The following is a 13,695-nucleotide window of genomic DNA, read 5'->3' as shown; positions in this document are numbered from 1 at the left end:
TTTCGTTAACGAACAATTGATCTACATTTTGATAAGTGTTCACTATGACTTCTGAAAACGGCACAAAAACGGTCCTGTCCGATTTAACTAATCATCTGGAATTCAGCATGGGTGAAGAGGAACTGCTGGCGCGCACCGCGTGGTTCTATTACCACGACGGCCTGACCCAAAATGAGATTGGTGAACGGCTTGGGCTGACGCGGCTGAAAGTCTCGCGCCTGCTGGAAAAAGGCCGGCAGTCCGGGGTGATCCGGGTGCAAATTAACTCGCGTTTCGAAGGGTGTCTGTCGCTGGAAAACACCCTGCTGGAACGTTTTGACTTGCAGCAAATCCGCGTGCTGCCGCAGCTGGCCGACGGCTCGCTGAGCGCGCGGTTGGGCGTCGGCGCGGCGCATATGCTGATGACCCTGCTCAAACCTGAACAGCTGCTGGCGGTAGGGTTTGGCGAAACGGCGATGAGTACGCTGCAACACCTGAGCGGATTTATCTCCTCGCAGCAAATCCGCATGGTGACGCTTTCCGGCGGTGTCGGGCCGTACATGACCGGCATCGGCCAGCTGGATGCCGCCTGCGGGGTCAGCATTATTCCCGCGCCGCTGCGGGCGTCATCCGCCAGCGTGGCCGCGATTTTCCGTCAGGAACGAAACGTTCACGATGTGATGCTGGCAGCCTGCGCCGCCGATATCGCGGTGGTCGGCATTGGTTCGCTGAATCAGAAACAGGAAGCGACCATCCTGCGCTCCGGGTATATCAGCGAAGGCGAACAGTTGTTATTTGGCCGCAAAGGCGCGGTCGGCGACATTCTCGGTTTCTTTATGCAGCGCAGCGGCGAGCTGGCAGAAAATATGGCGATCCACGATGAGCTGATCGCCGTGAAGCCGGACGAACTGGCCAGCATCCCCACCGTGTTAGGCGTGGCGGGCGGTGTCGAGAAAGCCGAGGCCATTGTCGCGGCGCTGAAAGGTAAACGCATTAACGCACTGGTTACTGAAGAGAGCACAGCAAGAGCCATGCTGGCGCTGCTCGGCTGACCCGCAGGGTGTAAGGGGTGTGGCGGTCAGGTAACAGGTGCCCGATAAACCGGCACGGGAGAACCTGGCGATGACCTCAACCCTGAACTCTGACCACGAACGCAGCTATTTAATGGCGCTGGACGCCGGGACCGGCAGTGTCCGCGCGGTGATTTTCAATCTCGAAGGCGAACAGATAGCCGCCGGACAGGCCGAGTGGATCCATCTGGCGGTGCCGGATGTGCCGGGCTCGATGGAATTTGATCTGCAAAAAAACTGGCAGCTGGCCTGCCAGTGTATCCGTCAGGCATTGCAGGAAGCACATCTCCCCGCCTCCGCCATCCGGGCCGTTGCCGCCTGCTCGATGCGCGAAGGCATTGTGCTGTATGACAAATCCGGCGCCCCGATCTGGGCCTGCGCCAACGTGGATGCGCGCGCCAGCCGCGAAGTCTCCGAACTGAAAGAAATCCACGATTTTGAATTTGAACGCGAAGTCTATGAATGTTCCGGCCAGACGCTGGCACTCAGCGCCATGCCGCGTTTGCTGTGGCTGGCTCATCATCGCCCGGATATCTACCGTCAGGCCGCCACCATCACGATGATCAGCGACTGGCTGGCATATATGCTCAGCGGCGAACTGGCGGTTGACCCGTCAAACGCCGGCACAACCGGGATGTTAGACCTCACCACCCGTAACTGGCGGCCTGAGTTGCTGGACATGGCCGGTCTGCGTGCCGATATGCTGTCGCCGGTGGCTGAAACCGGCACCCGCCTCGGCTACGTCACCGCCAGCGCCGCCGATGCCTGCGGCCTGAAAGCGGGTACACCGGTCGGCATGGGCGGCGGCGACGCGCAGCTCGGCACGCTCGGCCTCGGGCTGGTGCGCCCCGGCCAGACCGCCGTACTCGGCGGCACGTTCTGGCAGCAAATCGTCAATTTACCCCAGCCAGTGACCGACCCTGAGATGAATATCCGCGTGAATCCGCACGTCATCCCCGGCATGGCGCAGGCGGAATCCATCAGCTTTTTCACCGGCCTGACCATGCGCTGGTTCCGTGATGCGTTCTGCACCGAAGAGAAAACCCTGGCGCAGCGCCTGGGCGTGGACACTTACAGCCTGCTGGAAGACATGGCCGCCCGCGTGCCGGTCGGTTCGTGGGGGGTGACGCCGGTGTTCTCTGATGCGATGCATTTCAAAAACTGGTATCACGCCGCGCCGTCGTTCATCAATCTCTCCATCGACCCTGAAAAATGCAACAAACCGACGTTGTTCCGCGCACTGGAGGAAAACGCCGCTATCGTCTCGGCCTGTAATCTTGACATGATCGCCGCTTTTTCAGGCGTGCGCGCCAAATCACTGGTGTTTTCCGGGGGCGGTTCGAAGGGGAAATTGTGGTGTCAGATTTTAAGTGACGTTACCGGCGTGCCGGTGAATGTGCCGGTGGTAAAAGAAGCCACGGCGCTGGGCTGCGCGATTGCGGCAGGTGTGGCTGCCGGGGTGTATGCCTCTCTCGCGGATACCGGCGAAGCCCTGGTGCGCTGGGAGCGGGAATATCAGCCGGATGTGGCGAATCATGCAAAATATCTGGTGCAGAAAGCCAACTGGCAGGAAGTGTATGCCGATCAACTGGGGCTGGTTGACCGGCATTTGACGACGTCGATGTGGAAAGCGCCGGGGTTATAAACCGGGGTGATAAAGGGGGAACTGAACGCCCCCTTCGTTTGTGCTTATTTAATTCGCGCCACCGTCTCCAGCTTAACGCGCTGTTTTGCTGCTCTTCCTTTCATTTTTTTCGACCACATGGCCGTCAGGATCGGGACCAGAATCGAGGTCACAATCACCGAGGTGGCGACCAGCGCCGTGGCGGCCGGGGCGACGGCTTTGAATTCCGGCACCATTTCAGCAATCAGCACGGGCGTTGCCACTGCCGCACCGGCGGAGCTGGAGGCGGCGATACCGGCGGTCCCGTCACCTCCTCCGATAAATTTATCTGCCAGCATCAGCGGGATACCGGTCACGACAATCACCGAAAGACCCAGCAGAATACCCAGCAGACCTGTCTGTGCAATCACGGTCAGATTGATGGTGCAACCGAGTGCAAAACCAAAGAACGGGATCAGCGTTTTAATCGCTTTGCCGAAGAATTCACGCAGTTCAGGATCCAGATTACCCAGGCCAAAACCAATCAGGAAGGGCAGAACGGCACCGACAAAGACGTGCGGTTCAAAAGAGGCGATACCCGCCGTGCCGAGAATGATCATGGTCATCAGCGGGCCAGATTCCAGCGACATCAGAACAAAGGCGCTCGCCTCTTCTTTCGTGCCGTATTGCTCCATCACCGAGGCGTATAAACCGCCGTTAGTCATGTCCATCGCCGCCACCAGCGCCAGCACCGACAGCCCGGCGAAGAAGCCAAACTCGACGCCGTTTTCCGGCATAAAGCGCGAGGCTATTGCCGCCACAATCCAGGCAACGGCGATTTTGGTGATAACCAGCGTGCCGGATTTACGCAGTACGGTACCGGTCGCGCTGATTTTGATGGAGGCACCCATGCAGAAGAACCAGACCGCCAGAATAGGCACCGTGCCGGTCATCAGCCCGTTGGTGAAGGAACCGAAATATTTCCCCGAGTCAGGGGCAAAGGTGTGACACAGCGCGCCGATGAACAGAGGCACCAACATCATGCCGCCGGGGATTCTTTCTATCGCTCTTTTAATGTGCATATTTTCCACCTGATATAAAAGTATTGGATGACGTTATGCCGTTACGTTATCCATTCATCAGGCTTATAAAATTGACCGCAATCATAAAATGAAACGATGTTTCTATTTTTTAGATCAGCAGTTTCATTAATGGCGTTCGTCAATAATTAATTTCGGCGCGAAATCACATTTCCAGCTTTTTTGTACGAAAATTCTTAACCTATGGAAACAAAAAAACCCGCAACAGTGACCTGTGCGGGCGGGGGTGAAACGAAGGGAAAATCAGCCGAGGGACGTGGTGCCGAAGGCCTGCCGCCAGTCTGCGTCAAACTTTTCTATGGCCGCTTCGACCGCAGGCGTGTTGAGCAGCTGTTCAGCCACGTCCACCGGCAGAGTGATCGACTGGCAGCCTGCCAGCAAACAATCCATCGCCTGACGCGGCGTTCTGAAACTCGCCGCCAGCACTTTGGACTGCGGTGCATGGAGGGTGAGAAGCGTCTGTAACTCTTTGACCATTGCGATACCGTCACCGCCCTGCGCGTCGACCCGGTTCACATAAGGCGCAACATATTCCGCACCGGCCAGCGCCGATAACAATCCCTGACCCGCGCCGTAAACCGCTGTGCCGAGCGTGGGAATGTTCATCCCTTTCAGCTTTTTAATCGCCGCCAGGCCTTCCCGCGTGACCGGTATTTTCACCACTAAACCCGATACCCGCTGTGAGAGTAACAGGGCTTCAGCGACCATTTGCTCGGCGTCTGACGCCATCACCTGCGCAAATAATTTCCCGGTGCCGCCCAGCGCATCACGCAGTGCGGGCAGTACGTCCCACAGCGATTTCCCCTCTTTCGCCACAATACTCGGATTGGTGGTCACTCCCTGTAACGGCAGAATGCGTGAAAGACGTTTTACCGCAATGACATCGGCAGTATCGAGATAAAGCTCCATAACCCTCTCCTTGAAACCTGTGAGCGAATGCAAAGTTCTGAGAGTGTACGCCTGCAAGCGCAAGGTTTGTTGATCATCATCAAACTGACTTACGAATGAAAGCCTGTAAATTATGAGTGAAGGTTTTTAACCGCGAGAGTGTCCGTATGATTTTCAATGTGCAGCGTTATTCCACTCATGATGGCCCGGGGATCCGCACGGTCGTCTTTCTCAAAGGCTGTTCACTGAGTTGCACCTGGTGTCAGAACCCGGAAAGCCGTGCGGCTGCGCCTGACATTCTGTTCGACGCCCGCCTGTGCAGCGCCGGATGCCAGCACTGTGCGCAGGCATTTCCGCACGCCGTAGCCGTCACGGAGCACGGTATACAGATCCGGCGGGACGATTTCCTCGCCAGCGATATGTGCCAGATAGAACAGGTTTGCCCGGCCGGTGCGCTGAGCGTGTGCGGGAATGAGGCGGATATCGACGCGCTGATGACGCAGATCCTGCGCGATAAACCTTTTTATCAGCGCACCGGCGGCGGCGTGACGCTTTCCGGCGGTGAACCTTTTATGCAGCCGCACACCGCGCTGACGCTGCTGCAACGTTGCCGTCAGGAAGGGCTGCACACCGCCGTGGAAAGCTGTCTGCATGTGCCGTGGAAATACATCGACCCTTCACTTGGCGCGCTGGATTTGCTGCTGGCCGATCTCAAACATGTCGCCGACGCCCCCTTCCGGCGTCTGACCGGTGGCTCGGCCAGACGGGTGCTGGATAATTTCCGGCGTCTGGCCGCAGCCGGTCAGAGGCTGATTGTGCGCGTTCCGCTGATCCCTGATTTCAACGCCGACCGTGCGTCTGTCCGTCAGATTATCGATTTTGCTGCTGAAGAAACGGGCTGCGAAGCCATCCATTTTTTGCCGTATCACACCCTGGGTATCAATAAATACGTCCTGCTCGGACAACCTTATCTGGCCGCGCGCCAGCCGTTAAATGCCCCTGACCTGCTGACGTTCGCCGAAGAATACGCCGCAGAAAAAGGGCTTTGTGCACAGTTAAGAGGATAAAAAGAATGACTCAACTGAATCTGAACACCCTTTCCGCCCGTATTCGTGCGCATAAAGAAGCGCTGATCCATATCGTTAAACCGCCGGTCTGTACCGAGCGTGCGCAGCATTACACGCAGGTTTATCAGCAACACGCCGACAAACCGCTGCCGGTTCGCCGCGCGTTGGCGCTGGCCAGACACCTGAGTCAGCGCACCCTCTGGATCAAACATGACGAGCTGATCGTCGGCAATCAGGCCAGCGAAGTGCGCGCCGCGCCGATTTTTCCGGAATACACCGTCGGCTGGATTGAAAATGAAATAGACGCGCTGTCTGACCGACCGGGGGCAGGTTTTGCCGTCAGCGCAGCCAATAAGAAAATCCTGCATGAAATTTGCCCGTGGTGGCGCGGCCAGACGGTGCAGGATCGCTGCTACGGCATGTTCACTGACGAACAAAAAGCGCTGCTCGACAGCGGCATTGTGAAAGCCGAAGGCAATATGACGTCCGGTGATGCCCATCTGGCGGTGAATTTTCCACTGCTGCTGGAGCTGGGGCTGGACGGGCTGCGTCAGAAAGTCGATGAGCGCCGCAGCCGCATTAATCTGACTGACTGGGAGGATTTGCATAAAGAACAGCTGCTGAAAGCCATTGATATCACGCTGGCGGCGGTCAGCGATCACATCGTCCGCTACGCCGGCCTGGCGCGCGAAATGGCCGCTTCGGAGCCGCGCGAAAGCCGCCGTGCTGAATTGCTGACCATCGCTGCCCACTGCGAGCTGATCGCCCATCAACCGCCTGAAAACTTCTGGCAGGCCTTGCAGCTTTGCTATTTCATTCAGCTGATTTTGCAGATTGAATCCAACGGTCACTCGGTGTCGTTTGGCCGCATGGATCAGTATTTGTATCCGTTCTATCGCCGCGATGTTGAGCTGGAGCAGACGCTGGAACGCCATCAGGCGATCGAGTTGCTGCAAAGCTGCTGGCTGAAACTGCTGGAGGTCAATAAGATCCGCTCCGGTACGCACTCGAAAGCGTCAGCGGGCAGCCCGTTGTATCAGAACGTCACCATCGGCGGTCAGAATCTGCATCACGGCGTGCCGTCTGATGCTGTAAATCCCCTTTCCTACGCGGTGCTGGAATCGTGCGGGCAGCTGCGTTCGACCCAGCCAAACCTGAGCGTGCGCTATCACGCCGGTATGAGCGCCGATTTCCTCGATGCCTGTGTGCAGGTGATCCGCTGCGGATTCGGGATGCCCGCCTTCAATAACGATGAGATCGTGATCCCTGAATTCATCAAACTGGGCGTCGAAAAAGAAGATGCTTACGATTATGCCGCCATCGGCTGTATCGAAACCGCGGTCGGCGGAAAATGGGGTTACCGCTGCACCGGCATGAGTTTTATCAACTTTGCCCGCGTCATGCTCGCCGCGCTGGAACAGGGGCAGGACGCGAAAAGCCAAACCTGCTTCCTGCCGCAGGCACGCGGTTTGTCGCAGGGGAATTTCGAGAATTTCGAACAGGTGTTTGCCCAGTGGGATGCGCAGATCCGTTATTACACCCGTAAATCCATCGAAATCGAATGCGTGGTTGATACCGTTCTGGAAGAAAATGCGCAAGATATTCTCTGCTCGGCGCTGGTCGATGACTGCATTGAGCGCGGCAAAACCATCAAACAGGGCGGCGCGAAGTACGACTGGGTATCAGGGTTGCAGGTCGGTATCGCCAATCTGGGGAACAGCCTGGCGGCGGTGAAAAAACTGGTGTTCGATCAGGGTGTGATTGGCCAGCAGGAACTGGCTAAAGCGCTGGCATCAGACTATGAGGGGCTGGACGGTGAGCGTCTGCGTCAGCGTCTGATTAACGGCGCGGAAAAATACGGCAACGATCATGATGACGTGGACCAGCTGCTGGTGCGCGCCTATCAGTGTTACATCGACGAACTGGCAAATTATCACAACACCCGTTTTGGCCGTGGCCCGACTGGCGGCACCTATTACGCGGGAACCTCGTCGATTTCTGCCAACGTGCCCTTTGGTGCGGCCACTCCCGCAACACCAGACGGCAGAAAAGCGTACACTCCGCTGGCAGAAGGCGCGAGCCCGGCATCCGGCACCGACCATCTCGGGCCGACGGCGGTGTTTAATTCGCTGGGTAAATTGCCGACCGCAGCAATACTGGGCGGGGTGTTGCTGAACCAGAAACTGAATCCGGCCTCGCTGGACAATGAAGGCGACCGCCAGACGTTAATGCTGATGCTGCGCACCTTCTTTGAGGAACATCGTGGCTGGCACGTACAGTACAACATTGTCTCCCGCGAGACGCTGCTCAGGGCACGCGAAGAGCCGCAAAACTACCGCGATCTGGTGGTGCGCGTTGCCGGTTATTCCGCGTTCTTTACGGCTTTATCGCCTGAGGCGCAGGATGATATTATTGCGCGCACTGAACATACGCTTTGATGTTCACCTCTGAATTTACCTTTATCGGGGCGGCTGTGGCCGCCCGTATTTCGGGCGATTATGAACGACAGACAACAAGTTATTCTGCAATGGGTAAACGATAAACAGCGGATCAGCGTCAGTGAGTTGTCGGAGATTTGTCAGGTGTCGGAAGTGACCATCCGTCATGATCTGACCCAGCTGGAGCAGCGTGATTATCTGCGTCGTGCGCACGGCTTTGCCGTCGCCATTCAGACCGACGACGTGGATACACGCATGATGTCGAATTTCGCCCAGAAACAAAAACTGGCCAGGTTCGCGGCATCGTTAATCCGCGACGGTGAAACGGTTTTTTTTGAAAGCGGCAGCAGCATTGCCCTGCTGGCACAGTACCTTTCCGACAAGAAGAATCTGACGGTGATCACCGTCAGCAGCTATGTGGCGTCACTGCTGAAAAGTATGCCCTGCGAGGTGGTATTGCTCGGCGGTATGTATCAAAAAACCAGCCAGACAGTGGTCGGCCCGCTGACCAAAATGTGTCTGCAACAGACCAATTTCAGCAAGGCATTTGTCGGCATTGACGGGTTTACGGAGGCCACCGGATTTACCGGCAGAGATATGTTGCGGGCGGATATTGTCAATGCGGTGATAGCGAAAGGTGCTGAGAACATTGTGCTGACGGACTCGTCGAAGTTCGGCCAGATTAACCTCAATCCCCTCGGGCCGGTCAATGCCTTCAGCCGGGTGATCACAGACGACAAACTGCCGGAAGACTTTCAGCAACAGCTTGCGCTTTCAGGGGTAAAAGTCAGCCTTGTCGGCTGACTTCATCCTTTCTCACTGACCGTAATAGGCGTTCTTGCCGTGTTTGCGTAAATAATGTTTATCCAGTAACTGCGGCTGCATGTCTGGCAAGTGCGGCGTCAGCTGGCGGGAAAAGATGCCCATGTAGGCGATTTCTTCCAGCACGACCGCATTGTGCACCGCGTTATCTGCATCTTTCCCCCAGGTGAACGGCCCGTGAGAATGCACCAGCACGGCCGGGATATCAGCCGGTGACAGGTTGCGTTCGGCGAACGTTTTCACGATCACCTCTCCGGTTTCCCATTCGTAACGCCCGGCAATTTCTGCTTCAGTCATCAGGCGCGTGCAGGGAATATTGCCGTAAAAATAATCCGCGTGCGTGGTGCCCCATGCCGGAATATCAATGCCTGCCTGCGCCCAGATGGTGGCATGGCGCGAATGGGTATGCACGATGCCGCCCGCCTGCGGGAAGTTCAGGTATAACACCCGGTGGGTATCGGTATCGGATGAGGGCTTTTTATTGCCTTCAACCACTTTGCCGGATTCCAGCTCCACCACCACCATGTCATCCACACCCATGTTTTCGTATTCCACGCCGGACGGCTTGATGACCATCAGCCCCTGCTGGCGATCTACCGCGCTGACATTTCCCCAGGTGAAGGTCACCAGATGATGGCGAGGCAGTGCCAGGTTGGCCTCCAGTACCTGCTCTTTCAGTTGTTTCAGCATGTTGGTTCCCTCGTCTGTCGATGACCTATTGTCTGGGCGGCAGGAGGTGGCAGGTATGGGGGAAATCGCTAAAGAGTGCGTACAGTTCTGCTGCAAACACAAAAGTGCCCGCAGGGACAGATTTGGATGAAATCTCGCCGCCCTTTAGTCTTTTGTGCTCCGCTCACGCAGCACACTGGTGAATTAAGATTATTCACCTAGTGAATGAATGGTAATTTCACTATTTTAATTCAACGGATGCAAAAGTGCGTCCGGATGATACGAATTATGAATAAAGGTTCGGAACAGCCAGAGAATTTGTAAGTAGCGTGAAGGAATACAAGGTGAATTTCGGTGAGAATGCTGCAACTTACCTATACTTATAAATGATGCTGAACGTTAATCCTTTGAGGAAGATAACTATGATGCTCGTAAATAAACGCGTTGCCAGTATTGCACTGGTTCTGACTCTTGCGATGTCTGTTACCGCCTGCGGTAACTGGTCTAAACGTGACCGTAACACGGCGATTGGTGCCGGTGCCGGTGCACTGGGTGGTGCGGTTCTGACTGATGGCAGTACGTTAGGTACATTAGGTGGCGCAGCAGTCGGTGGTATTGTGGGTCATCAGGTTAGCAAATAAAAACAGAGTCAAAAAACAGAAAGAGGCTGCGCTGTTGACCGGCGCAGCATCTCATTACCCTCAGGCTTAATCAGCCGCCCGCCAGTTTGACTTTCATTCCCTTCGCTTCGAGCAATTGTTTGAGCAGGTCGCGTTTATCGCCCTGGATCTCAATCACGCCGTCTTTCACTGAACCACCACAGCCGCACTTCTTCTTCAATTCCGCCGCCAGTTTGTCCAGCGCTGCGTCATCGAGATCAACGCCGGTGATCAGGCACACGCCCTTCCCTTTACGGCCACTGGTCTGACGCTGAATGCGCACAATGCCATCGACTTTCGGGCGAACGACTGCTGCTTTCGGTTCATCAATCCTGCCGCTGTCTGTTGAATAGACCAGGCGACTGTTGTTGTCGTTGTTCATATCAGCCTCTGCTTAACGCAATGAATCACGGATTTCACGCAGGGTCTGCGCCGGATCGGCGGATTGGGTGATCGGACGACCAATTACCATATAATCCACCCCGGCCGCCATCGCTTCCTGCGGCGTCATCACCCGGCGCTGATCGTCAGCTTTGCTGCCGGCAGGACGGATCCCCGGCGTGACCAGCTGGAATGCACTGCCCAGCGCGCTTTTAAAGCGCGTGGCTTCCTGCGCGGAACAGACCACGCCATCCAGGCCGCAGTCACGGGTCAGGCGAGCCAGACGCTCTGCGTAATCCGCCGGAGAAAGGGTAATGCCTAAATCGGCCAGATCGCTGCCTTCCATGCTGGTCAGAACCGTCACGGCAATCAGCAGTGGCGCATCTTTACCAAAGGGGGCCAGCGCTTCTTTTGCCGCCGTCATCATGCGCGCGCCACCGCTGGCGTGCACATTGACCATCCATACGCCGAGATCGGCAGCCGCGGCCACCGCGTGGGCGGTGGTGTTAGGAATATCGTGGAATTTCAGATCCAGAAATACGTCGAATCCGCGCGACTGCAAATCTTTGACCATCTGCGGCCCGAAGTGAGTGAACATCTCTTTGCCGATTTTCAGACGGCAATCACGGGGATCGATTTTATCTGCAAAGGCGAGCGCCGCAGATTTATCGGCATAATCGAGGGCGACAACAATAGGTGAGGAGTTTAAGTCGTTGTTGTTAATCTTATTTTCTGACTTCATGTCTTCAGCCTCTTGTGAGTTATCAAATCTGGAAGGGAAAGCTTAATTTCTGCCGCCCGCATTTTACATGGCAAGACGCTGAATTTACAGCTATGCCTAATGTGACACTTTTATTAAATTTTTGTTAATCACTAGACGATGTCACAAGGCTGGCTTAGCTTGTTACTTTTACACGAAGGAAAGGCAGAAAAATGAGTGAGATAACGACCCTGACCGTAAAAATTCCGGTGGAATTAAAAGAGCTGATCAAGAACGCAGCTGCAGACGCAGAACATTCACTCAGTGCAGAAGTCGCCGCACGTCTGGAGGCAAGTTTTAATCCGGAAGCGCATAAAGGGAAGAAAGCCGCGAAAGCGACCGAACATGACATTGATAATCAGCATCTGGCGGAAGAGTCTGAGCCGGCGCTGACGGCCAAAGAAATCAAGAAATTACGTACGCTGATCAGCGCCCGTAAAGCGAGCAGCAAGAAGAAGTAAATTCAGGTCTGACCGACATAAAAACGGGCAATAAGGTTATTGCCCGTTTAAAACCATTATGTTGCGTTTATATCGCTACTGCCCGTCCAGCCCGCGAATAGGTTTTATGGTTGCCCAGCCACGACACGACGGGCAATGCCAGTACAACGAATGCGCGGTAAAGCCGCATTTATGGCAACGGTAACGCGGCTTGGTGCGGATCTGTTCGCCGACCATATCCCGCAGTAATCCCAGACTTTCTTTCGCTCGCCCCTCTTCCGCATCCGCCAAATGGTAATCCATCAGATGGTGGAACACGCGCATGGTCGGGTGGCGCTGAAGCTGACGGTTGATGTAGTTCTGCGCCACTTCCCGCCCTTCTTCCTGATGAATGATTTCCGCCAACATCAGTTCAGCCGTGGCGCCGGTATTTTCGTCCACGCAGCGTTTGAGAAACTCCGCCCAGGCCAGCGTATCCTGCAAATTCTGATAGCACTCCTGCAGCATCGGCAGCGCTTCGCTGACCACTTCTTTGTCCTGCTCAAGCACCCGCTGTAGTGCATCGGCGGCTTTGCGATAATCGCCCTGCGCCATCAGAATGCGGCCCTGCATGATCGACACGCGGGCGCAAAGTTTGTCGGCCTGTGCTGCTTTTTTCAGCAGGCCGGTGGCTTTATCAAAATCGTCCGACACCATTGCCTGCAAGGCCAGTTCGCACCAGAAATGCGCGATCTCTTTACGACGGTTTTCTTTACCCAGTTTCACCAGACGTTCGGCCACATCGATGGCGTTCTGCCAGTCGCTGGTGGCCTGATGAATGATCAGGAGCTGCTCGAGCGCGAAAAGCTGGAAATCCTGCTCTTTCACCAGCTGGTTGAACATGTCTTCGGCGCGATCGTAAAAACCGGCGGTCATGTAGTCACGACCCAGTTGTTGCACGGCCAGCAGACGTTGTTCGAACGTCAGCGAGGCGCTTTCCATCAGGGACTGGTGGATACGTATCGCGCGATCGACTTCGCCACGGGAGCGGAACAGGTTACCCAGAGTCAGGTGCGCTTCGACCGTACTGCTGTCCTCTTTCAACATTTCGAGGAACAGATCGACCGCTTTATCCTGCTGATTGGAAAGCAGGAAGTTAACCCCGGCTACGTATTCACGCGACAGGCGGTTAGCATTTTCCTGTTTGTCCTGCTGAGAACTTCTGCGCCCCATGTACCAGCCATAGGCGGCCGCAACGGGCAACAACAGAAACAGCAGCTCTAACATAAAGGATTATTCCTTGCTGACATCATAAGATGCTGCAGGCGGCGTCACGACAGCCACGGGTTCGATTTGCAGTTCCAGACGTTTGATTTTGCGCTGAGCACGGCCAAGTGAAAGGCGTACACGAAGGTAAAACAATCCGCAGATGACCCATCCCAGAATGAAACCGGTCGCAAACAGCACGGCGAGCAGCGTCGATACGCGATAGTCACCCTGCGCCAGCAAATAGTTGAAGGTCACAGTTTGATCGTTATGCGCGCCTAACGTGATGGAAATCACCACGATGACCAGTAAAAATAAAAAAATCAGCAGATATTTCACATTCATTCCTGTAATGCCGGGTGTACCGGATGAATTATGCCAAAAACTCTCGTCCCGACCTAATAAGTTAGCATTTCTGCACAAAGCTGGGAAACATTGCAGAGGGTTAAAAGAGTAACTGTCTGAAGATCGCACGACTTTTGCGATCGGCGACGTGAACCGGTGAAAACAACATATCAGTGATATGGGGACGATCTGCGTGAAATCAAAGGGGAACGGTAAAAGCCCCCCTCTT

Annotated in this window: 14 protein-coding genes; 7 read left to right on the top strand and 7 right to left on the bottom strand. The window is 55.5% G+C overall.

The window, feature by feature from the left end; genetic code table 11:
* Window positions 1–44 precede the first annotated feature (44 nt).
* Together lsrR and lsrK are read left to right on the top strand one after the other, a co-directional pair.
* Window positions 45–1,031, top strand: coding sequence for a transcriptional regulator LsrR (gene lsrR, locus ABSH60_RS18895; RefSeq protein ID WP_056780619.1), 987 nt, complete (start codon window positions 45–47; stop codon window positions 1,029–1,031).
* 70 nt (window positions 1,032–1,101) lie between these two features.
* Complete coding sequence (gene lsrK / locus ABSH60_RS18890) at window positions 1,102–2,694, top strand: autoinducer-2 kinase (RefSeq protein WP_168734077.1); 1,593 nt, start codon at window positions 1,102–1,104, stop codon at window positions 2,692–2,694.
* 44 nt (window positions 2,695–2,738) lie between these two features.
* Here lsrK and kdgT read toward each other — a convergent pair whose 3' ends face one another.
* Window positions 2,739–3,734, bottom strand: coding sequence for a 2-keto-3-deoxygluconate transporter (gene kdgT, locus ABSH60_RS18885; protein WP_056780622.1), 996 nt, complete (start codon window positions 3,732–3,734; stop codon window positions 2,739–2,741).
* A 261-nt stretch (window positions 3,735–3,995) separates the two neighbouring features.
* On the bottom strand, window positions 3,996–4,661 hold the full coding sequence (gene fsa / locus ABSH60_RS18880; protein ID WP_056780627.1) for a fructose-6-phosphate aldolase: 666 nt from the start codon (window positions 4,659–4,661) through the stop codon (window positions 3,996–3,998).
* 146 nt (window positions 4,662–4,807) lie between these two features.
* Between fsa and ABSH60_RS18875 the strand changes: the two genes are divergently transcribed.
* From ABSH60_RS18875 to ABSH60_RS18865, 3 genes are read left to right on the top strand one after another with little or no spacing between them, the layout of a single operon-like run.
* Window positions 4,808–5,707, top strand: a complete 900-nt coding sequence (locus ABSH60_RS18875; protein WP_390975262.1) for a glycyl-radical enzyme activating protein — start codon at window positions 4,808–4,810, stop codon at window positions 5,705–5,707.
* A gap of 5 nt (window positions 5,708–5,712) precedes the next feature.
* A complete protein-coding gene (locus tag ABSH60_RS18870) occupies window positions 5,713–8,145 on the top strand; it encodes a formate C-acetyltransferase/glycerol dehydratase family glycyl radical enzyme (protein ID WP_390975260.1) in 2,433 nt (810 codons plus the stop codon).
* 60 nt (window positions 8,146–8,205) lie between these two features.
* Window positions 8,206–8,949: a DNA-binding transcriptional regulator YciT gene (locus tag ABSH60_RS18865; protein WP_122095503.1), complete on the top strand. Its 744-nt coding sequence runs from the start codon at window positions 8,206–8,208 to the stop codon at window positions 8,947–8,949.
* Between the two features lie 12 nt (window positions 8,950–8,961).
* Here ABSH60_RS18865 and araD read toward each other — a convergent pair whose 3' ends face one another.
* Complete coding sequence (araD, locus tag ABSH60_RS18860) at window positions 8,962–9,657, bottom strand: L-ribulose-5-phosphate 4-epimerase (protein ID WP_056780654.1); 696 nt, start codon at window positions 9,655–9,657, stop codon at window positions 8,962–8,964.
* A 401-nt stretch (window positions 9,658–10,058) separates the two neighbouring features.
* Here araD and osmB point away from each other — a divergent pair, with 401 nt between their 5' ends.
* The gene (gene osmB, locus ABSH60_RS18855; protein WP_056780657.1) at window positions 10,059–10,277 is read left to right on the top strand and encodes an osmotically-inducible lipoprotein OsmB; all 219 of its coding nucleotides are present in this window, start codon (window positions 10,059–10,061) and stop codon (window positions 10,275–10,277) included.
* Window positions 10,278–10,347: 70 nt separating this feature from the next.
* Here the strand turns inward: osmB and yciH are convergent, their stop codons facing one another.
* Together yciH and pyrF are read right to left on the bottom strand one after the other, a co-directional pair.
* A complete protein-coding gene (gene yciH / locus ABSH60_RS18850; protein WP_390975257.1) occupies window positions 10,348–10,677 on the bottom strand; it encodes a stress response translation initiation inhibitor YciH in 330 nt (109 codons plus the stop codon).
* A 12-nt stretch (window positions 10,678–10,689) separates the two neighbouring features.
* Window positions 10,690–11,418, bottom strand: a complete 729-nt coding sequence (pyrF, locus tag ABSH60_RS18845; protein WP_056780663.1) for an orotidine-5'-phosphate decarboxylase — start codon at window positions 11,416–11,418, stop codon at window positions 10,690–10,692.
* 191 nt (window positions 11,419–11,609) lie between these two features.
* Between pyrF and ABSH60_RS18840 the strand changes: the two genes are divergently transcribed.
* Window positions 11,610–11,897 carry a hypothetical protein gene (locus ABSH60_RS18840; RefSeq protein ID WP_056780668.1) on the top strand — a complete coding sequence of 96 codons (288 nt, stop codon included), beginning with the start codon at window positions 11,610–11,612 and terminating at the stop codon, window positions 11,895–11,897.
* Window positions 11,898–11,972: 75 nt separating this feature from the next.
* On the opposite strand, the gene lapB is transcribed toward ABSH60_RS18840, so the two are convergent.
* Window positions 11,973–13,142, bottom strand: coding sequence for a lipopolysaccharide assembly protein LapB (lapB, locus tag ABSH60_RS18835; RefSeq protein ID WP_056780671.1), 1,170 nt, complete (start codon window positions 13,140–13,142; stop codon window positions 11,973–11,975).
* A 6-nt stretch (window positions 13,143–13,148) separates the two neighbouring features.
* Window positions 13,149–13,460, bottom strand: a complete 312-nt coding sequence (locus ABSH60_RS18830; protein ID WP_056781019.1) for a LapA family protein — start codon at window positions 13,458–13,460, stop codon at window positions 13,149–13,151.
* Window positions 13,461–13,695: the final 235 nt, after the last annotated feature.

Origin of the sequence: Rahnella sp. R3(2024) (assembly GCF_042920125.1) — a bacterium.
Lineage (GTDB): Bacteria > Pseudomonadota > Gammaproteobacteria > Enterobacterales > Enterobacteriaceae > Rahnella > Rahnella rivi.
This window is presented reverse-complemented; position numbering and strand designations above follow the sequence as displayed.

Bases quoted from the DNA above. Each gene is read 5' to 3' on its own strand.
- lsrK (WP_168734077.1), top strand. From the start codon at position 1,102: ATGACCTCAACCCTGAACTCTGACCACGAACGCAGCTATTTAATGGCG.
- ABSH60_RS18865 (WP_122095503.1), top strand. From the start codon at position 8,206: ATGAACGACAGACAACAAGTTATTCTGCAATGGGTAAACGATAAACAG.
- fsa (WP_056780627.1), bottom strand. From the start codon at position 4,661: ATGGAGCTTTATCTCGATACTGCCGATGTCATTGCGGTAAAACGTCTT.
- lapB (WP_056780671.1), bottom strand. From the start codon at position 13,142: ATGTTAGAGCTGCTGTTTCTGTTGTTGCCCGTTGCGGCCGCCTATGGC.
- ABSH60_RS18870 (WP_390975260.1), top strand. From the start codon at position 5,713: ATGACTCAACTGAATCTGAACACCCTTTCCGCCCGTATTCGTGCGCAT.
- pyrF (WP_056780663.1), bottom strand. From the start codon at position 11,418: ATGAAGTCAGAAAATAAGATTAACAACAACGACTTAAACTCCTCACCT.
- osmB (WP_056780657.1), top strand. From the start codon at position 10,059: ATGATGCTCGTAAATAAACGCGTTGCCAGTATTGCACTGGTTCTGACT.
- araD (WP_056780654.1), bottom strand. From the start codon at position 9,657: ATGCTGAAACAACTGAAAGAGCAGGTACTGGAGGCCAACCTGGCACTG.
- ABSH60_RS18875 (WP_390975262.1), top strand. From the start codon at position 4,808: ATGATTTTCAATGTGCAGCGTTATTCCACTCATGATGGCCCGGGGATC.
- lsrR (WP_056780619.1), top strand. From the start codon at position 45: ATGACTTCTGAAAACGGCACAAAAACGGTCCTGTCCGATTTAACTAAT.
- yciH (WP_390975257.1), bottom strand. From the start codon at position 10,677: ATGAACAACGACAACAACAGTCGCCTGGTCTATTCAACAGACAGCGGC.
- kdgT (WP_056780622.1), bottom strand. From the start codon at position 3,734: ATGCACATTAAAAGAGCGATAGAAAGAATCCCCGGCGGCATGATGTTG.
- ABSH60_RS18840 (WP_056780668.1), top strand. From the start codon at position 11,610: ATGAGTGAGATAACGACCCTGACCGTAAAAATTCCGGTGGAATTAAAA.